The sequence below is a fragment of the Pseudomonas sp. W2I6 genome (assembly GCF_030815935.1).
Lineage (GTDB): Bacteria > Pseudomonadota > Gammaproteobacteria > Pseudomonadales > Pseudomonadaceae > Aquipseudomonas.
The window spans coordinates 4,312,172-4,333,864 of record NZ_JAUSXJ010000001.1 but is presented as its reverse complement, the minus strand read 5'-3'; the positions used below and the strand labels follow the sequence as shown (position 1 = coordinate 4,333,864).

Genomic DNA, 21,693 nt, shown 5'->3' with positions numbered 1-21,693 from the left:
ATACATCCAGTGACGCTCTGCGTCCCCAGCACGGTCCAGGTCTTGCGGCGCGGCCTGGACGCGGAGCGTCCTGTGATGCATTCCCACGCGGAGCGTGGGAACGATCAGCGATCAGGGTGCGGATTACTGGCCGGAGTAGATCTGGTCAAAAACCCCGCCATCATTGAAGTGGGTCTTCTGCACGGTGCGCCAGTCGCCAAAGGTCTTCTCTACCGACAGGAAGTCGACTTTCGGGAAGCGGTCGGTGTACTTGGCCAGTACTTTCGGGTCACGTGGACGCAGGTAGTTGTTGGCGGCAATTTCCTGGCCTTCCGGCGACCACAGGTACTTCAGGTATTCCTCGGCAGCCTCTTTGGTGCCTTTTTTCTCGACCACTTTGTCGACGATCGACACTGGCGGCTCAGCTTCTGCGGAAACGCTCGGGTAGATCACTTCGAACTGATCACGGCCGAATTCACGGGCGATCATTTCTGCTTCGTTCTCAAAGGTCACCAGCACGTCGCCGATCTGGTTGGTCATGAACGTGGTGGTAGCGGCACGGCCACCGGTGTCCAGCACGGGGGCGTGCTTGAACAGGTCACCCACGAACTTCTTGGCCTTCTCTTCGTCGCCACCGTTTTTCAGCACATAACCCCAGGCCGAGAGGTAGGTGTAGCGGCCGTTACCGGAGGTCTTCGGGTTCGGCACGATGACTTGCACGCCATCCTTGAGCAGGTCCGGCCAGTCTTTCAGGGCTTTCGGGTTGCCTTTGCGCACGATGAACACCGTGGCCGAAGTGAACGGCGCACTGTTGTTCGGCAGGCGGGTAACCCAGTTGTCCGGCACCAGTTTGCCGTTGTCCGCCAGGGCGTTGATGTCGGTGGCCATGTTCATGGTGATCACGTCAGCCGGCAGGCCGTCGATCACCGAGCGCGCTTGTTTGCTCGAACCACCGAAGGACATCTGCAGGGTCAGCTTGTCGTTTGGATGCTCGGCGGCCCAGTGCTTCTGGAAGGCGGCGTTGTAGTCCTTGTAGAAGTCACGCATCACGTCATAGGAGACGTTGAGCAGGGTGACCGGGGCGGCCTGGACGACGCCAGCCAGTGCGAGGCCGGCGGCCAGGAGAGAGGCACTAACGAGTTTTTTCACTGCTCATTCCTTGTTGTTCGAGAAGGTTTTTGAAACGCATGGGGGCAATATGCCAGCGACTATAACGGGGGGGCGCATAGTCGCTTAAAGATTAAAAAGAACTTTGCTTATTCCAGTTTCTTGAAAAGCGCGCTGCCACACCGTGAGCAAAACGCTGCATTGGGCTCATGGCTGTTTTTCTTGCACACCGGGCAATCCGTTTGCAATTGCTCACCGCGCATGGCGTTGGCCAGTTCGGCGGTGAAGATCCCGGTGGGCACCGCGATGATCGAATAACCGGTGATCATCACCAGCGACGAAATCACCTGGCCCAGCGGGGTCTTCGGCACGATATCGCCAAAACCCACGGTGGTCAGCGTCACGATTGCCCAATAGATGCCCTTGGGAATACTGGTAAAGCCGTGCTCCGGGCCTTCGATCACGTACATCAAGGTGCCGAACACCGTGACCAGGGTGCAGACGCTGACCAGGAACACCACGATTTTCTGCTTGCTGCCCCGCAGCGCCGACATCAGGTAGTTGGCCTGCTTGAGGTACGGGCCGAGCTTGAGCACGCGGAAAATCCGCAGCATCCGGATGATTCGGATAATCAGCAGGTACTGCGCGTCGCTGTAGTACAGCGCGAGGATCCCGGGCACGATCGCCAGCAAATCCACCAGCCCATAAAAGCTGAAGGCATAGCGCAACGGCTTGGGCGAGCAATACAGCCGCAGGCCGTACTCGATGGCGAAGATGATGGTGAAGCCCCACTCGATATAGGCCAGCACGTTGGCGTAGTTGTCGTGGACCTCCTGGATGCTGTCGAGGATCACGATCACCAGGCTGGCCAGGATGATCAGCAACAGGGTGCTGTCGAAGCGTCGGCCGGCCGGGGTGTCACTTTGGAAAACCATGACGTAGAGACGCTCACGCCAGTGCTTGTTGCTGTCCATGGAAGTCGCCTGAATCGAAGATCAGCGAAGCCTAGGGGGATTCGAAGGGGCTGTCCATGCGGGTTTTCTGCATCACCCGCTGACTGGCGCGCACCAGCCAGGTGGCGAGGATAAACGGCGCGGTCAGCGCGGGCAGGTTCAGGCCGGTGAAGCCGGGCGTGAGGATGATCGCCAGGAGAATGCCGATCAGCGGCAGCCAGGGTTGGCGACGATGCTGGCTGAGGGCCAGGGCGGCCAACGCCGCGGTTATAGCTGTGCAGGCCGAGCAGGGCGCTGGCGGGCTCGTCCATCAACAGGGCGATCAACACGCCGAGGCTCGCGCCGGTCAGCGCCCACAAGGCCGCGCGGCGGCTGGCTATTAAAAGGCCGAGGGCGATCAGCAGGCCGGCGAGGGGTTGGTCCATCAGGATGACTTGGGCCAGACCTGTGAACGGCGCGCAGATTAGCGCCCAGGTGCCGGGTTCGCTGGCGGCAAATGCGGCGGGCGCGGTGGTGCCCAGCAGCAGCCAGCCGAGTACCACAAACGGTGCGGTGTAGGCGGGCAGGTCATCGGGATTGGCGGCGCGTTTGAGCCACTGGCGAGTGAGGATTGCGCTGAGGCCACCGCAGGCGAGAATCAACGGCGGCAGCAGTGCCGACCAGCTGAAGTGCTGGCTGATCAGCAAGCCGAGCAGCACGCCGTTGTAGCTATAGAGACCGGCCTGGCGTTCGGCCTTGGGATAGCCGCGGCGTTGGGCGGTCAGCAAGCCGGCGACACCGCCCAGCAGCGCGCCGCCGAGCAGGGCCGGGGCGCCGATCAGGATCGCCAGCAGGCAGAGCAGGCCACACAGCGGGTGGCGCTGCAGGAATATCTGGCTGAAGCCGTTGAGCAGGGCTTCGGCCCAGTCGGGGCAGGATTGGTTGGGCATGATCAATAATCTGCAGGAAAGCGCCGAATCTTGTGGCGAGGGAGCTTGCTCCCGCTGGGGCGCGCAGCGGCCCCAAAAGATGGGCCTGCTGCGCAGTCCAGCGGGAGCAAGCTCCCTCGCCACAGGGGATTAGATCAATGTCTCGATCCGCAACGAGTTGGTCGACCCCGGCTGCCCGAATGGCACCCCAGCAGTAATCACCAACGTATCCCCACGCTCCGCCATACCCTGTGCCTGGGCAATCTCCAACGCCGTGGAACACACCTCATCCACCTGCCGCAGCCGATCGTTCACCACCGAATGCACGCCCCACGCCACGCTCAAGCGTCGCGCCGTCGACAGGTTCGGTGTCAGGTTCAGAATCGGCACCGCCGGCCGTTCCCGCGCCGCCCGCAAGGTGGAGCTGCCCGACTCGCTGTAGTTCACCAGCACTGCCACCGGCAGGATGCTGCTGATACGGCGGATCGCACAGCTGATGGCGTCCGACACCGTGGCATCCGCCTTGGGCCGGCTGACGTCCAGCTGGGTCTGGTAATCCGGGCCATTTTCCACCTGGCGAATGATTTTGCTCATCATCAGCACGGCCTCCAACGGGTATTCACCGGAAGCGGTTTCCGCCGACAGCATCACCGCGTCCGCCCCTTCCGCCACTGCGTTGGCCACGTCGGTGACCTCGGCACGGGTCGGCGCCGGGGAGAAGCGCATGGATTCAAGCATCTGCGTGGCCACCACCACCGGTTTACCCAACTGGCGGCACACACCAATGATGTCCTTCTGGATTTGCGGCACGCTTTCCGCCGGCACTTCCACCCCCAGGTCACCTCTGGCGACCATGATCGCGTCGCTCAACTCGGCGATTTCCTGCAGGCGCTGCACCGCCGAGGGCTTCTCGATCTTGGCCATCAGGAACGCCTTGTCGCCGATCAACTCGCGGGCTTCGCGGATGTCTTCCGGGCGTTGCACAAACGACAGCGCCACCCAGTCCACCCCCAGTTCCAGGCCGAAGCTCAGGTCGCGGCGGTCCTTGGCCGTCAGCGGGCTGAGCTCCAGCAATGCCTGGGGTACGTTCACGCCTTTGCGGTCCGACAGTTCACCGCCATTGAGCACGGTGGTGTCGATGGCATCGGCGTGCTTGGTGATCACCCGCAGGCGCAGCTTGCCGTCGTCCAGCAGCAGGTCCATGCCGGGCTGCAGGGCCGCGATGATTTCCGGGTGGGGCAGGTTGACCCGCCGCTGGTCACCGGGTGTCGGGTCCAGGTCCAGGCGCAGGGCCTGGCCGCGAATCAGTTGCACTTTTCCTTCGGCAAAACGCCCCACCCGCAGCTTCGGCCCTTGCAGGTCCATCAGGATGCCGAGGGGATAATTGAGCTGGCGCTCCACCTGGCGAATCCACTGGTAGCGTTGGGCGTGGTCGGCATGATCGCCATGGCTGAAGTTCAGGCGAAAGATATTCACCCCGGCTTCCACCAGCTCGCGAATGTCGTCGATGCTGTCGGTGGCCGGGCCCAGCGTGGCGAGGATCTTGACCTTCTTGTCAGGCGTCATGTTCAGGGGACTCTCTTTCAGGGCTTTCAAGAATCAGAATGGCGCGGAAATCGTTGACGTTGGTGCGGGTCGGCTCGGTGATGATCAAGCCGTCGAGGGCCGCGAAGTAGCCGTAGCCATTGTTGTTGTCCAGCTCGTCACTGGCGCTCAAGCCCAGGGCTTCGGCGCGGGCGTAGCTGGTGGGCGTCATGATCGCGCCGGCGTTGTCTTCCGAGCCGTCGATGCCGTCGGTGTCACCCGCCAGGGCGTAGACGCCGGGCAGGCCCTTGAGGCTGTCGGTGAGGCTCAGCAGGAATTCGGCGTTGCGTCCGCCACGGCCATTGCCGCGTACGGTGACGGTGGTTTCGCCGCCGGAGAGGATCACGCAAGGCGCCGCCAGGGGTTGGCCGTGCTGGATGATTTGCCGGGCGATACCGGCGTGCACCTTGGCCACGTCCCGCGCTTCGCCTTCCAGGTCGCCGAGGATCAGCGGGCTGAAACCGGCCTGGCGGACTTTCACCGCCACCGCTTCGAGAGATTGCTGCGGACGGGCGATCAGTTGGAAATGGCTACGGGCGAGCACCGGGTCCCCGGGCTTGACGGTTTCCGACTCCGGGCTTTGCAGCCAGGTGCGCACCGACGCCGGGATTTCAATCTGGTAGCGCTTGAGAATCGCCAGCGCCTGTTGCGAGGTGCTGGGGTCGCCAACAGTGGGGCCGGAAGCGATGACCGTGGCCTGGTCGCCCGGTACATCGGAAATCGCGTAGGTGTAGACGGTGGCAGGCCAGCTTGCCTTGGCCAGGCGCCCGCCCCTTGATCGCCGAGAGGTGCTTGCGCACGCAGTTCATCTCGCCAATGGTGGCGCCGGATTTGAGCAGGGCCTTGTTGATCGCTTGCTTGTCCGCCAGGGTGATGCCGGCGGCCGGAAGGGCAAGCAGTGCAGAGCCGCCGCCGGAGAGCAGGAAGATCACGCGGTCGTCTTCGCCCAGGTTGCTGATCAGCTCCAGCACACGCTTGGCCACGGCCTGGCCTGCGGCATCCGGCACCGGGTGCGCGGCTTCGACCACCTCGATTTTCTTGCAGGGTGCGCCGTGGCCGTAGCGGGTGACCACCAGGCCCGAGACTTCGCCTTGCCAGCAGTTTTCCACCACCAGCGCCATGGCGGCGGCGGCTTTGCCGGCGCCGATCACGATGACACGGCCGCTGCGGTCGGCGGGCAGATAGGGTTCGAGGACTTGCCGGGGGTGGGCGGCGTCGATGGCTGTGGCAAACAGCTCGCGAAGCAGGTGTTGCGGATCGACCGACATAAGCGGGCTCCCGGGGATTCTTGTTATTAGGGGTGCATCAGATCGTTCCCACGCTCCGCGTGGGAATGAATCACTGGACGCTCTGCGTCCGCTGTTGTGACGCGGAGCGTCACGGCTGCATTCCCACGCAGAGCGTGGGAACGATCAGGGGGTTATTTATCGCGAATCGAAAAATTCGCCATATGTTCCAGGCCCTTGATCAGCGCCGAGTGGTCCCAGTTGCCGCCACCGATGGCGGTGCAGGTGCTGAACACCTGCTGGGTGCCGGCGGTGTTCGGCAGGTTGATCCCCAGCTCCTTGGCACCGGCCAGGGCCAGGTTCAGATCCTTCTGGTGCAGGTTGATGCGGAAGCCCGGATCGAAGGTGCCCTTGATCATGCGCTCGCCATGCACTTCGAGGATTTTCGACGAAGCAAAACCCCCCATCAGTGCTTCACGCACCTTGGCCGGGTCGGCGCCGTTCTTCGAGGCGAACAGCAGCGCTTCCGCCACCGCCTGGATGTTCAACGCAACGATGATCTGGTTGGCCACCTTGGCGGTCTGGCCATCGCCATTGCCGCCCACCAGGGTGATGTTCTTGCCCATGGCCTGGAACAGCGGCAGGGCGCGTTCGAAGGTGTGCGGGTCGCCGCCGATCATGATGCTCAGGGTGCCGGCCTTGGCACCGACTTCACCACCGGACACCGGGGCGTCGAGGTAGCGTGCGCCGGTCTCGTTGATCTTCGCGGCGAAGGCCTTGGTGGCGGTGGGCGAGATCGAACTCATGTCGATCACCACTTTGTTCGGCCCAAGGCCTGCGGCAACGCCGTCGGCGCGGAACAGCACTTCGTCGACCTGCGGGGTGTCGGGCACCATGACGATGATGAATTCGGCTTCCTGGGCCACTTGCTGCGGGTTGGCCAGGGCCACCGCACCAGCGCTGATCAGTTCAGCCGGCGCCTTGCCGTGATGCTCGGAAAGAAACAGTTGGTGACCGGCCTTTTGCAGGTTGGCAGCCATGGGGTGGCCCATGATGCCGGTGCCGATAAATCCGATTTTAGCCATGACGAAAATCCTCTTATTGTTAGGTGTGCAGGCCTGGCGCGGCCTGCTAAACACAGGAGATCCACTGTGGGAGCGGGCTTGCTCGCGAATGGGGGCCGACATTCAGCATTGATGTCGACTGATCCACCGCTTTCGCGAGCAAGCCCGCTCCCACATTGGGTGCTGTGTTTGTTCAGTTAGATCGCGTTGTGGCTTTTGAGCCATCCCAAACCCGCTTCGGTGGTGGTCAACGGCTTGTACTCACAGCCGACCCAACCCTGATAACCGATGCGGTCCAAATGTTCGAACAGGAAGCGGTAGTTGATCTCACCGGTCCCCGGCTCGTTGCGCCCCGGGTTGTCCGCCAGCTGGATGTGGTTGATCTCACCCAGGTACGCAGCCATGGTGCGGGCCAGGTCGCCTTCCATGATTTGCATGTGATAGATGTCGTATTGCAGGAACAGGTTGGCACTGCCTACCTGCTCGCGAATCGACAGGGCCTGCGCCGTGTTGTTCAGGTAGAAGCCCGGGATGTCGCGGGTATTGATCATCTCCATCACAAGCTTGATGCCCACTGCCTGCAGCTTGTCGGCGGCGTACTTGAGGTTGGCGACGAAGGTTTTTTCAAGCGTCGCGTCATCCACGCCGGCAGGACGAATCCCCGCCAGGCAGTTGACCTGGGTATTGCCCAGTACCTGGGCGTAGGCGATGGCCAGGTTGACCCCGGCACGGAACTCCTCGACCCGGTCCGGGTGGCAGGCCAGGCCGCGTTCGCCCTTGGCCCAGTCACCGGCCGGCAGGTTGAACAGCACTTGGGTCAGGCCGTGGGCATCGAGTTGCGCCTTGATTTCAGCTGAGCTGAATTCATAGGGAAACAGGTATTCCACACCACTGAACCCCGCGTCGGCGGCGGCTTTGAAACGGGCAAGAAAGTCCTGTTCGGTAAACAGCATGGACAGGTTGGCGGCAAAACGCGGCATGGGGTTCTCCTTAATCGAGCAGTGAAATGGCAGTCGGCGCGTCGTTGCCCACCAGTGCCAGATCTTCGAATTCGTTGACGGCGTTGATCTCGGTGCCCATGGAAATATTGGTCACCCGCTCCAGAATAATCTCAACGATCACCGGAACCTTGAATTCTTCGATCATTTCCTGGGCCTTGCGCAGTGCCGGCTGGATCTGGCCCGGCTCGAACACCCGCAGGGCCTTGCAACCCAGGCCTTCGGCGACGGCCACGTGGTCGACGCCGTAACCGTTGAGTTCCGGTGCGTTGAGGTTGTCGAAGGACAGCTGCACGCAGTAGTCCATTTCAAACCCGCGCTGGGCCTGGCGGATCAGCCCCAGGTAGGAGTTGTTCACCACCACGTGGATGTACGGCAGCTTGAACTGTGCGCCCACGGCCAGCTCTTCGATCATGAACTGGAAGTCATAGTCACCGGACAGTGCCACGACGTTGCGGGTCGGGTCCGCCTTGACCACACCCAGTGCCGCCGGAATGGTCCAGCCGAGCGGGCCGGCCTGGCCGCAGTTGATCCAGTGGCGTGGTTTGTAGACGTGCAGGAACTGCGCGCCGGCAATCTGCGACAGGCCGATGGTGCTGACGTAGCAGGTGTCTTTGCCGAACACCTGGTTCATCTCTTCGTACACCCGTTGCGGCTTGACCGGCACGTTGTCGAAGTGGGTCTTGCGGTGCAGGGTGGCCTTGCGCTGCTGGCAATCGTGGAGCCAGGCGCTGCGGTCCTTGAGCTTGCCGGCGGCTTTCCACTCGCGGGCGACTTCAATGAACATGGTCAATGCAGAGCCGGCGTCGGAAACGATGCCCAGGTCCGGGGTGAACACGCGGCCGATTTGCGTCGGCTCGATGTCCACGTGAATGAATTTTCGGCCCTCGGTGTACACCTCCACCGAACCGGTGTGACGGTTGGCCCAGCGGTTACCGATGCCCAGCACCACGTCCGATTTCAACATCGTGGCGTTGCCATAACGGTGGGACGTTTGCAGGCCGACCATGCCCACCATCTGCGGGTGATCGTCCGGGATCGTGCCCCAGCCCATCAGGGTCGGGATCACCGGGATGCCGGTCAACTCGGCGAACTCCACCAGCAGTTCGCTGGCGTCGGCGTTGATCACGCCACCACCGCTCACCAGCAATGGGCGCTCGGCCTGGTCCAGCAGGGCCAGGGCTTTTTCCACCTGGATACGGGTCGCCAAAGGCTTGGCCAGGGGCAGTGGTTGGTAGGCGTCGATGTCAAATTCGATCTCGGCCATTTGTACGTCGAATGGCAGGTCGATCAGCACCGGGCCCGGGCGACCGGAGCGCATTTCATAGAAGGCTTTCTGGAAGGCATACGGCACCTGGCCGGGTTCCAGGACGGTGGTCGCCCACTTGGTCACCGGCTTGACGATGCTGGTGATGTCGACAGCCTGAAAGTCTTCCTTGTGCATGCGTGCCCGTGGCGCCTGGCCGGTGATGCACAGGATCGGGATCGAGTCCGCCGAGGCGCTGTACAGGCCGGTGACCATGTCGGTGCCCGCCGGGCCCGAGGTGCCGATGCACACGCCGATATTGCCGGCCTTGGTGCGGGTGTAGCCCTCGGCCATGTGCGAGGCGCCTTCAACGTGGCGAGCAAGGACGTGATCGATGCCACCGACCTTCTGCAAGGCCGAATACAGCGGGTTGATCGCGGCGCCCGGGATACCGAAGGCGGTGTCGACCCCTTCACGGCGCATCACCAGGACGGCGGCTTCGATTGCTCTCATTTTGCTCATGGTTTTGGTGCCTCTTGCGTTTTGTAATTGTATACAAGTGGTGTTGGTCCGAAGTGTATTCACGGCGAGCGGGGCAGGTCAATCCATTTTCTTGGGTGGCCTTTACGTTCGTCGGAAGGCTTATGGACGGGAATATTTCGACGTGTGGTGCGTATGTTTCGAAATATTGTATACAAAAAATAAATCTATTGTGTTCTATTTGTTTGATCGAGCTTCTGATCAGACAGAGCCCCACGGCTTTCCCATAACAAGATAAGGACGGCACCCATGAGCGCTTTAACCTTGAAAGTCGCAGTCAACCTGGCCAGCCACGCCATCGCGGCAGGCCGCACCATTTCGGCGGCACCGCTGACCGTTGCGGTACTCGACAGCGGCGGGCATTTGATAACGTTGCAGCGCGAGGATGGCGCGAGCCTGCTGCGCCCGCAGATCGCGATTGGCAAGGCCTGGGGTGCGATAGCCCTGGGCAAGGGCTCGCGCTTGCTGGCGCTGGACGCACAGCAACGGCCGGCGTTTATTGCCGCGCTGAACAGCCTGGGGCAGGGCAGCGTGGTGCCGGCGCCGGGCGGGGTGTTGATCCGGGATCAGGCGGGTGTGGTGCTGGGCGCGATCGGGATCAGCGGGGATACGTCGGATATTGACGAGCAGTGTGCGATCAGTGCGATCGAGGGGTTGGGGTTGTTGGCGGATGCGGGGGTTACTGCTTGATGTGAGGTGACTGGTCGGGCCTCTTCGCGAGCAAGCCCGCTCCCACATTTGACTGCATTCCAAGGCTGGAGCTCGGTCAAATGTGGGAGCGGGCTTGCTCGCGAAAGGGGCGACTCGGTCCCGGACCTAAACCCAAACCGCATCCCACAGCGGATAGTCGCCAATCCGCTCCACCAACCCTGCTCTTAATGGGTTGGCCACGACATACCGAGCCATCTTCACCAAGTCATCGTCCTTGCGCAGCGCACGATCATGAAAGCTGGTTTGCCATAGCCGCCCTTTGCGGCCCGTAGCGCCATTAACGGTTCGAGTGCTTTTGGACTTCACCTGGCACATCAGGTCTCCCAATGAGCCTTTTTGCAGCTCAATCAACCAGTGAAAGTGGTCGGGCATGACCACCCAGGCCAGGGAGTTCGCCAGCCCTTGATACTGGGCGAGCCGGAATTGCCAGACCACCAGGCGGCCGAGATAAAAATCACTGAATATCGGCGCGCGTTCGTGGGTGTTGGTGGTGATCAGGTAGATGCGGTTGGACTCGCTGAATCGCCCGATGCGCAGGCGATGTGAAGCAGCTGGATCAGGCATTCCTTTGCCTCTCTTCAGGTGGGGTTCTGAGAGGCTAGATCGGGGAATCTGGAGATGATGGTTTGGCTTTGTGCAGGATGTGTCTGGGAGAGCGCTTTCGCGAGCAAGCCCGCTCCCACATTGGATCTGCGGCGTTTAAACAATTTATGTCTGGCACAAATTCAAATGTGGGAGCGGGCTTGCTCGCGAATCTTGAAGACGCTGCGGTCTATCAGTCCCGCTCACACCCCTTCAACACCAACCGAATAATCGTCTGCGCCGCCGCCTCATAATCCGCTTCATCCAACTTCGCCTTGCCGGTCACCGCCGAAATCTGCCAGTCAAAATCCGCATACGTCTGCGTCGCCGCCCAAATGCTGAACATCAGGTGATGCGGATCAATCGGCGCAATCAGCCCACGGTCCACCCAGCTCTGGATGCAGTCGATGTTGTGCTTGGCCTGGGCATTCAGCTGTTCCACCTGCTCGGGGCTTAAATGCGGGGCGCCGTGCATGATCTCACTGGCAAACACTTTCGAGGCAAACGGCAAATCCCGGGAGATGCAGATCTTCGAGCGGATGTACCCGCTCAGCACGGCCGAAGGGTCGCCATCAGGATTGAACGGTGTGGAGGCCGCCAGGATCGGCTCGATAATGCTTTCGAGCACCTCGCGATAGAGGTTGTCCTTGGACTTGAAGTAGTAGTAGACGTTGGGCTTGGGCAGCCCGGCCTTGGCGGCGATGTCGCTGGTTTTGGTCGCGGCGAAGCCCTTGTCGGCAAACTCCTCACTGGCAGCCCGCAGGATCAGTTCTTTGTTGCGCTCGCGAATGGTGCTCATAGACCAGGAGGTTCCTTGCCAAGACAGGCGGTCTGGCATGGTAGCACCGGCTTTGCGCAGGGCTCAAGAATCCCGCCGCAGCCCTTACATGGCGGGGCGCCCAGCTGACTTTGTCTGTCTTGATGCTGAACGCATTCACGGTCGTACAGGCACAGCTCGAGCGCGCTGCTAGAGTTCAGGCAGCGAGCGGCCATTTAGCCTGGCCACCGCTTCCTGTTTTCGGCGTTCGAGAGAGAAACCCGTGGAGAAAAGCAGACGACGTACGTTCGCCTGGGCCGTTGGCACGTTGTTACTGGTAGCGTTGTTGATTGCCCTGGGTTTGCACTTCTTTGCAGGCGGGCACAAAGGCCGGCCTCCCGCCACCGGCGAACCGGTGGCCGTGGTGCCGGTGGTGTTGCAGGACGTGCCGGTGTATATCGACGCCCTCGGCACCGTCACCCCCACCCGCAGTGTGACCGTGGTCACCCAGGTCGATGGCATCCTCAGCAGCGTGGAATTCAAGGAAGGCCAGCACGTCAGCAAGGGCCAGGTGATTGCGCGGATCGATGACCGCGCCCTCAAGGCCCAACTGGCCGTGGCCAAGGGTACCCTGGCCCACGACCAGGCTGTGTTGAGCAATGCCCAGCGCGATCTGGTGCGCTACCGCGAACTGGTCAAGGCCGGTTCTACCAGCCAGCAAACCGTCGACACCCAGGCGTCCTTGGTCCAGCAACAACTGGGCACCGTGGCTGCCGACCAGGGCAATGTGCAGAACCTTGAAGTGCAGGTCGGCTACTGCACCATCACTTCGCCGGTCGACGGTGTGGTGGGCCTGCGCCTGGTCGACCCCGGCAATTACGTCACCACCACCAGCACCACCGGCATCGTGGTGATTACCCAGATGAACCCGGCCACCGTGGTGTTCGCGGTCCCCGAGGACGACTTGGGCGCTATCAACCAGGCCCTGGGCCGTGGCGCCGTGACGGTGCTGGCCTACGACCGCAACAAGAAAGCCCTGCTGGCCACCGGCAGCCTGTTGGCCCTGGACAACCAGGTAGACACCTCCACCGGCACCATCAAGGTCAAGGCGCAGTTCGATGATTCGGGCAGTGCGCTGTTCCCCAACCAGTTCGTCAATGCGCGCTTGAAGGCCGACACCCTGGCCCAGGTTGCCGTGGTGCCCACCCGGGCGATCCAGCATGGCAGCCAGGGCGATTTTGTGTTCGTGGTGAATGGCGACAAGGCCAGCCTGCGCAACATCAAGACCGGCCCATCGATGGGCGATGTGTCGGCGGTACTCGAAAACGGGGTCAAGCCAGGCGAACAGGTGATCACCGAAGGCGCCGACAAACTGGATGACGGTTCGGCCGTGAAGGTCGTCGCCCAGTGAGGAGCTGCCGAGCATGAACATTTCGCGGCCCTTTATCGAACGTCCCGTCGCCACCACCTTGATGATGGTCGCGGTGCTGTTGCTGGGCATGTTGGGGTATCACCTGTTGTCGGTGTCGGCGTTGCCTGAAGTCGACTACCCGACCATCCAGGTCTTCACCCAATACCCCGGCGCCAGCCCGGACGTGGTCAGCTCCTCGATCACCGCGCCGCTGGAGCGCCAGCTCGGCGAGATGCCGGGCCTCAAGTCGATGAACTCCACCAGCTCCGACGGCGCTTCGGTGGTGACCCTGCAATTTGACCTGTCGCTGTCCCTGGACGTGGCAGAGCAGGAAGTGCAGGCCGCGATCAACGCCGCCGGCACCTTCCTGCCGGCCAACCTGCCGTACCCGCCGGTGTACAGCAAGGTCAATCCGGCGGATGCGCCGGTGCTGACCCTGTCCCTGACCTCCGATGTGTTGCCGCTGACCAAGGTCGAGGACCTGGCGGATACACGGCTGGCGCAGAAGATCTCGCAGATCACTGGCGTCGGCCTGGTGACCATCAGCGGCGGCCAACGCCCGGCGGTGCGGGTCGAGGCGAATACCTCGGCGCTCAATAGCCTCGGCCTGTCCATTGATGACCTGCGCACCTCCCTCGGCACGGCCAACGTCAACCAGGCCAAGGGCAATATCGACGGCAAGTTCCAGGCGTATTCGATTGGTGCCAACGACCAGCTGCAATCGGCCGAGGAATACCGCGACCTGGTGATCGCCTATAAAAATGGCGCACCGATTCGCCTGTCGCAGATCGCCAGTTCCACCCAGGGCCCGGAGAACCCGCGCCAGGCTGCGTGGACCAACAGCACGCCGTCGATTGTGCTGAACATCCAGCGCCAGCCAGGCGCCAACGTGATCCAGGTGGTCGACCGCGTGCAGCAATTGCTGCCCAAGCTGCGGGCCAGTTTGCCGGGTACCTTGAAGGTCGATGTGCTGACCGACCGCACGCAAACCATCCGCGCCTCGGTCACCGATGTGCAGTACGAACTGGCGGTGGCGGTGCTGCTGGTGGTGATCGTGATTTTCATTTTCCTGCGCGACGTTGCGGCGACGGTTATTCCGGCAGTCACCGTGCCGCTGACGCTGGTGGGCACCCTGGCGGTGGCTTATGCGCTGGGCTTCTCCCTGAACAACCTGACACTGATGGCGCTGACTATCGCCATCGGATTCGTGGTGGACGACGCCATCGTGATGATCGAAAACATCACGCGCTATATCGAGGCGGGCGACTCGCCGCTGGAGGCGGCGCTCAAGGGGGCGGAGCAAATCGGCTTCACGATTATTTCGCTGTCGATTGCGCTGATTGCAGTGATGATCCCGCTGCTGTTCATGGGCGATGTGGTCGGCCGGCTGTTCCGCGAATTCGCCATGACCGTGGCCGTGACCATCGTTATCTCGGCGTTCATCTCCCTGACCCTCACGCCGATGATGTGCGCGCGGATGCTCAAGAATAAGCACCAGGAACGCCGCGCGGATTTCTTCGACCGCATCAACACCCACTACGTGCGTGGCCTTGACTGGGTGTTGGCGCACCGCACCTTGACCCTGATCTCGATAGCGCTCACCGCCGCGCTGACCCTGATGATTCTGGTGATCATGCCCAAGGGCTTTTTCCCCGACCAGGACACCGGCCTGATCCAGGGCATTTCCCAAGCCGCGCCGACCGTTTCGTTCCAGCAGATGCAGACCGAACAACAGCGCCTGGCCGCGCGAATCCTCAAGGACCCGGCGGTGCAAAGCCTGTCGTCCTTCGTCGGTATCGACCAGACCAACCCGACCATCAACCAGGGCAACCTGCTGATCAACCTCAAGCCCCGCGGCGAGCGTGACAGTGCCACCGAGGTGATCCGCCGGCTCTCCGATGCCAACGCCGACGACGCCGGGATCCGCCTGTACCTGCACTCGGTACAGGACCTGACCCTCGACGCCACGGTGTCCACCACCAGCTACCGCCTCGGCCTGCAAGCCACCGATCCGGACGAGCTGGAAACGTGGACCACCAAGCTGCTGGCGGCGATCAAGCAAGACCCGATGTTCACCGATGTGCAAAGCCAGGCGATGCAATTCGGCAATCAGATCCAGCTGACCTTTGACCGCGCCACCGCCTCGCGACTCGGTATCACGCCCCAGGCGATTGACGATGTGCTGTATGACGCCTTCGGCCAGCGCCAGGTCTCGACGATCTACACCCAGCTCAACCAGTACCACGTGGTGATCGCCACCGACCATCCGCCGCGCAACTTGCCGGACCTGCTCACCGGGTTGTACGTGGACATTCCGGGTGGCGGCGTCGCGCCGCTGTCGAGCATGGCGACCCTGCAGGTGGTGCGGGCGCCCGTCACCATCAACCGGCTGGGCCAGTTTCCGTATGCCGACGTTTCGTTCAACCTAGCGCCCGGCCAGACCCTTGGCGCGGCGGTCACGCGGCTCAAGGACATCGAGGCCAAGGTCGGTTTGCCGCTGTCGGTGCAGGCCAACCTCGAAGGTGCGGCGGCGACGTTCGAGCAGTCGCTGTCCAACCAGGTGTTCCTGGTGGTGGCGGCGATTGTGGTGGTGTACCTGATGCTGGGGATTCTGTACGAGAGCTTCGTGCACCCGGTGACGATCCTTTCGACGCTGCTCTCGGCGGCGCTCGGGGCCTTGCTGGCGCTGCTGGTGACCGGCACGCAGTTCGACATTATCGGTTTGATTGGCATTGTGTTGCTGATCGGCATCGTGATGAAAAACGGCATCATGATGGTCGACTTTGCCCTGGAGTTGTTACGCGAGGGCGGCCTGAGCCCCACGGCCGCGATCCGCCAGGCGGCAGAGTTGCGGTTCCGGCCGATCCTGATGACCAGCATGGCGTCGCTGTTCGGCGCGGTGCCGCTGGCGCTCGGTACGGGGATTGGTTCGGAGCTGCGTCACCCGCTGGGCATCGCGATTATCGGCGGGTTGTTGCTCAGTCAGTTGCTGACGCTGTTTTCCACGCCGGTGATCTTCCTCGCCATGCACGGCCTGGGGCAGCGCTTCAGCCGCCGCCCGGCTGAAGCGGTCTGATGGCAATGAACCTCAGCGCGCCGTTTGTTCGCCGCCCGATTGCAACCACCTTGATGGCGGCCGGCCTCGCGCTGTTTGGCGCGCTGGCCTTCATGCTGTTGCCGGTGGCGCCGTTGCCGGAGGTGGATTTCCCGACCATCAGCGTCAGCGCCTCGTTGCCCGGCGCCGATCCGACCACCGTCGCCAGTTCAGTGGCCACGCCCCTGGAGCGCCAGTTCGGGCAGATCGCCGGGGTCACGCAGATGACCTCATCCAGCAGCTTGGGCTCGGCGCGGATCATTTTGCAGTTCGACCTGAATCGCGACATCGACGGCGCCGCGCGGGATGTGCAGGCGGCGATCAATGCGGCCCGCAGCAACCTGCCCAGCGACCTGTCCGGCAACCCGACGTACCGCAAGGTCAACCCGGCGGATTCGCCGATTCTGATCATCAGCCTGACCTCCGACAGCGCCACGCCGGGGCAGATGTATGACGTGGCCTCGACCCTGTTGGAGCAAAAGTTGTTGCAGACCACCGGGGTCGGTGACGTGACGGTGGGCGGCGGGGCGCTGCCGGCGGTGCGGGTGGAATTGAACCCCGATCGGCTCAACCAGTACGGCGTCAGCCTGGAGCAGGTGCGCCAGGTGATCAACGCCTCCAACGTCAACTTGCCCAAGGGCAACGTGGCCATCGGCGACCGTAACTACGGCATTGCGGCGAATGACCAGTTGCTCGATGAAAAGGACTACGGGCCGCTGGTGGTCAAGGCCCACAACGGCGACCTGATCCATATCGCCGACCTGGGCTACGTGCGCGAAGACGTGCAGGACCTGCGCAACTTCGGCCTGTCCAACGGCAAGCCGGCGGTATTGCTGGTGGTGTTCAAGCAGCCGGGCGCCAACGTGATCGAAACGGTGGACGCGGTGAAAGCCTCGCTGCCGTTCCTGCAAAGCTCGATTCCGGCGACGATCAAGCTCAACCTGCTGATGGACCGCACCACCACCATTCGCGCCTCGTTGCATGACGTCGAGATCACGTTGCTGGTGTCGATCCTGCTGGTGACCCTGGTGACCTTCGGCTTCTTCCGCGACTGGCGCAGCACCCTGGTGCCGGCGATTGTGGTGCCGCTGTCGCTGCTCGGCACCTTCGGCGCGATGTACTTCCTCGGCTACAGCCTGAACAACCTGTCACTCATGGCGCTGACGATTTCCACCGGCTTTGTGGTGGACGATGCGATTGTGGTGGTGGAAAACATCATGCGCCACCTGGAGCGCGGCAAGACCCGGGTGGAAGCGGCGCTGGCCGGTGCCCAGGAAGTCGGCTTCACGGTACTGACCATCAGCGTGTCGCTGGTGGCGGTGTTTATTCCGCTGCTGCTGATGGGCGGGATTGTCGGGCGGCTGTTCCGCGAGTTTTCGGTGTCGTTGTCGGTGGCCATTGTGATCTCGATGCTGATCTCGCTGACGGTTACACCGATGCTCGCCAGCGTGCTGCTGCGCGCGCCGAAAGCGATTCATGAAGGCAGTGAACACCCGGACTCGCGCTTTCACCGCTTCTACGATCGCACCCTCGGTTGGGTGATCGACCATACGGTGCTGATGGGTTTTGTGACGGTGTTGGTGATCGTGCTCGCCGGCGTGTTGTACGTGCTGGTGCCCAAGGGTTTTTTCCCCCAGGAAGACACCGGGCGCTTGCAGGGCAGCATCCTGGCGAACCAGAGCATTTCCTATGGGGCGATGCAGAAGGACTTCACCGAGATCAACCGCAAGGTGATGAAAAACCCGAACATCGAAACCGTCGCCGGGTTTGTCGGCGGTGGCGGAGGGGGCGGCGGGGCGGTCAACAGCGCGCAGATGTTTGTATTGCTCAAGCCCTTGGGCGAGCGCAAGGACAACGCCACCGAAATCATCGGCCAGATCCGCCGCAGCCTCGGCGACTTGCCGGGCACCAAGCTGTATTTGCAGTCGGCCCAGGACATCACCGTGGGTGGCCGGCAAAGTGGCGCGCAATACCAATACACCCTGACCGCCGATGACCAGGAGTCGCTGGACGAATGGGTGCCCAAGGTGATGGCGGTGCTGCGCAAATTGCCGCAACTCACCGACCTCAATACCGACCAGCAAGACAACAGCTTGCTGGCCAATGTGCAAATCAACCGGGACACGGCGGCGCGCCTCGGGGTGAGTGTCTCGGCGGTCGACCAGACGCTGTACGACGCCTTTGGCCAGCGCCAGGTCGCGACTCTGTATCGCGCGGCCAACCAGTACCACGTGGTGATGGAAATCGCGCCGGAATACTGGACCGACCCTTCCGCGCTCAAGGGCATTTATGTGCCGACGGGCACCCAGGCCACGACCACCAAGGGCACCACGGCGGTGCCCAACCTGACCACCGGGCAGACCCTGGTGCCACTCTCGGCACTGGCGGATAACACGGTGGCGCGCACCGCAATTTCCATCAGTCACCAGGGCACGTTCCCGGCGGTGACAGTCTCGTTCAACCTGGCGCCCGGTACGTCCATCGGCCAGGCCACGGCGATGGTGGACGATGCGGTGAAGCAACTGCGCATGCCCGCCAGTGTGGTCGGTCAGTTTGCCGGTACGGCCCAGGTGTTCCAGTCGTCGGTGGCCAGTGAGCCACTGCTGATCGTCGCTGCGTTGCTGTGCGTGTATATCGTGCTGGGCATCCTCTACGAAAACCTGACGCACCCGCTGACCATTCTTTCGACCCTGCCCTCGGCCGGCGTCGGTGCGTTGATCGCCTTGCTGCTGACCGGCACCGAGCTGTCGATCATTGCGCTGGTGGGGGTGATTCTGTTGATTGGTATCGTGAAGAAAAACGCGATCATGATGATCGACTTCGCGATCACCGAGCGGCGGGAGTTCGGCCTCACGGCCAAGGAAGCGATTCGCCGAGCGTGCCTGATCCGCTTCCGGCCGATCATGATGACCACCCTGGCGGCGATTCTTGGCGCGCTGCCGCTGGTGCTCGGCACCGGCTACGGTTCGGAGCTGCGCCGGCCGTTGGGGATTTCGATTATTGGTGGCCTGCTGTTCAGCCAGGTGCTGACGCTGTACACCACCCCGGTGATCTACCTGTGGCTCGACCGGGCGTCACAGCGCCTGGGTCGGCGTAAGGAAGCAAGGTTATGAACGTGAAATACAGCGTGCTTTGCATCAGCCTGCTGCTCGGCGGCTGCATGGTCGGGCCCGATTACCAGAAGCCCGCCATGGAGCTGCCGCAGTCGTTCAAGGAAGGCGCGCAGTGGCAACGCGCGGCGGCCAATCCCCAGGGGGCAATGGACAGCCAGTGGTGGCTGGCCTATCAGGACCCGGTACTGAACGATTTGGTGGCGCGCTCGGCCAAGGCCAACCAGTCGATCATCGCGGCGGAGGCGGCTTATCGTCTGGCCCAGGCGCAGGTGGCGTCCAGCCGGGCAGGGTTGTGGCCCACCGTTGGTGTAGGGTTGTCGGGTTCGCGGGGAACGGCAGGCAGTGGTAGCGGCACGTCCACCACCGGTACCACGGCGGGCGGCGTGCAGAACAGTGTCAGCGCAACCTTGACCGCCAGTTGGGAGCCGGACCTGTGGGGCCTGGTGCGGCGCGGGATAGAGTCCAGCCAGGCGACGGCCCAGCAATCGGATGCGTTGCTGGCCGGGGTGCGGCTGTCCATCAGTTCCAGCGTGGCGAGTAACTACCTCGCCCTGCGGCAGATGGACATCGACGTGCGCCTGTTGCAGCAACAACAGAAGATCAACCAGCAACTGCTGGACATGATCCAGGTGCAGTTCACCCAGGGCGTCGCCACCAACGACCAGTTGCTGGTGGCGCAGGACCAGTTGACAACCTCGATTGCCGACTTGCAGACCTCCCTGCGCGACCGCGAGCAATACGAACACGCGCTGGCGGTGCTGGTGGGTGTGGCGCCGAGTGAATTCAGCGTGGCAGTGCGCAATGACTACAGCTTCGTGGTCCCGCGGCCACCGTTGACCTTGCCGTCGACCCTGCTGCAACGGCGTCCCGATGTGGTGGCGGCGGAGCGCTCGGCAGCGGCGGCCAACGCGAAAATCGGCGTGGCCGAAGCTGCGTTCTTCCCTACGCTGGATCTGACTGCCGAAGCCGGTTACCGCGGCAGTGCGTTGGGCGGGTTGTTCTCCCTGCCCAATCGCATCTGGACGTTGGGGCCGGCGCTGGCGGAAACCCTGTTCGATGGCGGCGCCCGCGAAGCGGCGGTCAAGCAGGCCGAGGCCAGCTATGACCAGATCGCCGCGACCTACAAGGGCACCGTGCTCAGCGCCTTGCAGAACGTTGAAGACAACCTGTCGGCAATCAACCACCTGCAAACCCAGGCCGATGCGTTCCAGCAGGTGTACCAGCGTAATCAGCAACTGTTCGGCAGCCAGGAAGCACAGTTGCGCGCCGGCACCGTGAGCCAGGAGGCCGTGCTGACCCAGCAACTGGTGTTGCTGCAAGCCGAGCAGAATCTTCGCGACACCCAGGGCCAGCTCAGCCAGGGCAGTGTGGCGCTGATCCAGAGCCTTGGCGGTGGCTGGCAAACGCCTGCGCGCTGAACGGCTCGCTAACCCGGTGTGCGCCGCGTTATTCTCGGCGCACTTTGAATCACGGGAAGCCTGAGCCATGGCAGGAAGCAGTTTGCTGGTATTGATCGACGACATCGCCGCGGTGCTCGATGATGTGGCGTTGATGACCAAGATGGCCGCGAAGAAAACCGCCGGCGTGCTGGGGGACGACCTGGCGCTGAATGCCCAGCAAGTCTCCGGGGTGCGCGCCGAGCGGGAAATTCCGGTGGTGTGGGCGGTGGCCAAGGGCTCGTTCGTCAACAAGTTGATCCTGGTGCCCGCCGCCTTGCTGATCAGCGCGTTTGCGCCGTGGGCGGTCACGCCGTTGTTGATGCTGGGCGGCGCTTACCTGTGTTTTGAAGGTTTCGAAAAACTCGCCCATAGCTTCTTCCACAAGCGCACCGAAGAACAGGCGCACCTGGTGGAAGCCGTGGCGGATCCGGCCACGGACCTGGTGGCCTTCGAGAAGGACAAGATCAAGGGCGCGATCCGCACCGACTTCATCCTCTCCGCCGAAATCATCGCCATCACCCTCGGTACCGTGGCCGATGCACCGCTGATGCAGCAAGTGATCGTGTTGTCGGGTATCGCCATCGTCATGACCATCGGCGTCTACGGCTTGGTGGCCGGTATCGTCAAACTCGATGACCTGGGCCTGTGGCTCACCCAGAAGCCCGGCCAGGCGGCGCGCAGCATTGGCGGGGCGATCCTGCGGGCGGCGCCGTACATGATGAAAAGCCTGTCGGTGATCGGTACGGCGGCGATGTTCATGGTGGGCGGTGGCATCCTGACCCATGGTGTGCCGGTGGTGCATCACTGGATCGAGACCGTGAGCCAGAGCACTGGCGGCCTGGCGTGGTTGATGCCGACGTTGCTCAATGCAGTGGCGGGGATCATTGCCGGGGCCGTGGTGTTGGCGGTGGTCAGCGTGCTGGGTAACCTCTGGAAGCGGGTGAGGGCATAGGCATTTGATCGAGCGACGGCAATTCAGCG

Annotated in this window: 14 protein-coding genes and 2 pseudogenes; 6 read left to right on the top strand and 10 right to left on the bottom strand. The window is 62.6% G+C overall.

Features of this window, described 5'->3' with window-relative positions:
• Positions 1–123: 123 nt before the first annotated feature.
• The 8 genes and pseudogenes from QF039_RS19755 to gcl form a co-directional block, all read right to left on the bottom strand.
• Positions 124–1,128 carry a sulfate ABC transporter substrate-binding protein gene (locus QF039_RS19755; RefSeq protein WP_307520242.1) on the bottom strand — a complete coding sequence of 335 codons (1,005 nt, stop codon included), beginning with the start codon at positions 1,126–1,128 and terminating at the stop codon, positions 124–126.
• Between the two features lie 107 nt (positions 1,129–1,235).
• Positions 1,236–2,060, bottom strand: coding sequence for an ion transporter (locus QF039_RS19750; protein WP_177008368.1), 825 nt, complete (start codon positions 2,058–2,060; stop codon positions 1,236–1,238).
• Between the two features lie 31 nt (positions 2,061–2,091).
• Positions 2,092–2,968: pseudogene (locus QF039_RS19745) on the bottom strand (urea transporter).
• A gap of 129 nt (positions 2,969–3,097) precedes the next feature.
• Positions 3,098–4,513 (bottom strand): pyruvate kinase, encoded by a 1,416-nt coding sequence (gene pyk, locus QF039_RS19740; protein ID WP_003210597.1) that lies wholly within the window; start codon positions 4,511–4,513, stop codon positions 3,098–3,100.
• Positions 4,503–5,799, bottom strand: a pseudogene (locus tag QF039_RS19735) (glycerate kinase). Before QF039_RS19735 ends, pyk begins: the two are co-directional and overlap by 11 nt.
• A 152-nt stretch (positions 5,800–5,951) precedes the next feature.
• Complete coding sequence (locus QF039_RS19730) at positions 5,952–6,842, bottom strand: 2-hydroxy-3-oxopropionate reductase (RefSeq protein ID WP_307520239.1); 891 nt, start codon at positions 6,840–6,842, stop codon at positions 5,952–5,954.
• Positions 6,843–7,018: 176 nt separating this feature from the next.
• Positions 7,019–7,801: a hydroxypyruvate isomerase gene (hyi, locus tag QF039_RS19725; protein WP_307520237.1), complete on the bottom strand. Its 783-nt coding sequence runs from the start codon at positions 7,799–7,801 to the stop codon at positions 7,019–7,021.
• Positions 7,802–7,811: 10 nt separating this feature from the next.
• Positions 7,812–9,587 carry a glyoxylate carboligase gene (gcl, locus tag QF039_RS19720; RefSeq protein ID WP_003210593.1) on the bottom strand — a complete coding sequence of 592 codons (1,776 nt, stop codon included), beginning with the start codon at positions 9,585–9,587 and terminating at the stop codon, positions 7,812–7,814.
• 267 nt (positions 9,588–9,854) lie between these two features.
• Between gcl and QF039_RS19715 the strand changes: the two genes are divergently transcribed.
• A complete protein-coding gene (locus QF039_RS19715) occupies positions 9,855–10,295 on the top strand; it encodes a heme-binding protein (RefSeq protein WP_003210592.1) in 441 nt (146 codons plus the stop codon).
• A 126-nt stretch (positions 10,296–10,421) separates the two neighbouring features.
• Here QF039_RS19715 and QF039_RS19710 read toward each other — a convergent pair whose 3' ends face one another.
• Positions 10,422–10,880, bottom strand: coding sequence for a transposase (locus QF039_RS19710; protein ID WP_177008365.1), 459 nt, complete (start codon positions 10,878–10,880; stop codon positions 10,422–10,424).
• A gap of 211 nt (positions 10,881–11,091) precedes the next feature.
• Positions 11,092–11,697 carry a TetR/AcrR family transcriptional regulator gene (locus QF039_RS19705; protein WP_003210590.1) on the bottom strand — a complete coding sequence of 202 codons (606 nt, stop codon included), beginning with the start codon at positions 11,695–11,697 and terminating at the stop codon, positions 11,092–11,094.
• A gap of 241 nt (positions 11,698–11,938) precedes the next feature.
• Between QF039_RS19705 and QF039_RS19700 the strand changes: the two genes are divergently transcribed.
• The 5 genes from QF039_RS19700 (at position 11,939) to QF039_RS19680 (ending at position 21,664) form a co-directional block, all read left to right on the top strand.
• Positions 11,939–13,066, top strand: a complete 1,128-nt coding sequence (locus QF039_RS19700; protein ID WP_307520233.1) for an efflux RND transporter periplasmic adaptor subunit — start codon at positions 11,939–11,941, stop codon at positions 13,064–13,066.
• 13 nt (positions 13,067–13,079) lie between these two features.
• On the top strand, positions 13,080–16,142 hold the full coding sequence (locus tag QF039_RS19695; protein WP_307520231.1) for an efflux RND transporter permease subunit: 3,063 nt from the start codon (positions 13,080–13,082) through the stop codon (positions 16,140–16,142).
• A gap of 5 nt (positions 16,143–16,147) precedes the next feature.
• Positions 16,148–19,273, top strand: a complete 3,126-nt coding sequence (locus tag QF039_RS19690; RefSeq protein WP_373462081.1) for an efflux RND transporter permease subunit — start codon at positions 16,148–16,150, stop codon at positions 19,271–19,273.
• Complete coding sequence (locus QF039_RS19685; RefSeq protein ID WP_177019607.1) at positions 19,270–20,691, top strand: efflux transporter outer membrane subunit; 1,422 nt, start codon at positions 19,270–19,272, stop codon at positions 20,689–20,691. The genes QF039_RS19690 and QF039_RS19685 overlap by 4 nt, the downstream gene beginning before the upstream one ends.
• A gap of 67 nt (positions 20,692–20,758) precedes the next feature.
• Positions 20,759–21,664: a DUF808 domain-containing protein gene (locus QF039_RS19680; protein ID WP_177019608.1), complete on the top strand. Its 906-nt coding sequence runs from the start codon at positions 20,759–20,761 to the stop codon at positions 21,662–21,664.
• Positions 21,665–21,693: the final 29 nt, after the last annotated feature.

What these genes read in the sequence shown, in the direction of transcription:
- QF039_RS19695 (WP_307520231.1), top strand. Translation starts at nt 13,080, where the DNA reads ATGAACATTTCGCGGCCCTTTATCGAACGTCCCGTCGCCACCACCTTG.
- QF039_RS19690 (WP_373462081.1), top strand. Translation starts at nt 16,148, where the DNA reads ATGAACCTCAGCGCGCCGTTTGTTCGCCGCCCGATTGCAACCACCTTG.
- QF039_RS19685 (WP_177019607.1), top strand. Translation starts at nt 19,270, where the DNA reads ATGAACGTGAAATACAGCGTGCTTTGCATCAGCCTGCTGCTCGGCGGC.
- QF039_RS19750 (WP_177008368.1), bottom strand. Translation starts at nt 2,060, where the DNA reads ATGGACAGCAACAAGCACTGGCGTGAGCGTCTCTACGTCATGGTTTTC.
- pyk (WP_003210597.1), bottom strand. Translation starts at nt 4,513, where the DNA reads ATGACGCCTGACAAGAAGGTCAAGATCCTCGCCACGCTGGGCCCGGCC.
- hyi (WP_307520237.1), bottom strand. Translation starts at nt 7,801, where the DNA reads ATGCCGCGTTTTGCCGCCAACCTGTCCATGCTGTTTACCGAACAGGAC.
- QF039_RS19710 (WP_177008365.1), bottom strand. Translation starts at nt 10,880, where the DNA reads ATGCCTGATCCAGCTGCTTCACATCGCCTGCGCATCGGGCGATTCAGC.
- QF039_RS19715 (WP_003210592.1), top strand. Translation starts at nt 9,855, where the DNA reads ATGAGCGCTTTAACCTTGAAAGTCGCAGTCAACCTGGCCAGCCACGCC.
- QF039_RS19705 (WP_003210590.1), bottom strand. Translation starts at nt 11,697, where the DNA reads ATGAGCACCATTCGCGAGCGCAACAAAGAACTGATCCTGCGGGCTGCC.
- QF039_RS19680 (WP_177019608.1), top strand. Translation starts at nt 20,759, where the DNA reads ATGGCAGGAAGCAGTTTGCTGGTATTGATCGACGACATCGCCGCGGTG.
- QF039_RS19730 (WP_307520239.1), bottom strand. Translation starts at nt 6,842, where the DNA reads ATGGCTAAAATCGGATTTATCGGCACCGGCATCATGGGCCACCCCATG.
- gcl (WP_003210593.1), bottom strand. Translation starts at nt 9,587, where the DNA reads ATGAGCAAAATGAGAGCAATCGAAGCCGCCGTCCTGGTGATGCGCCGT.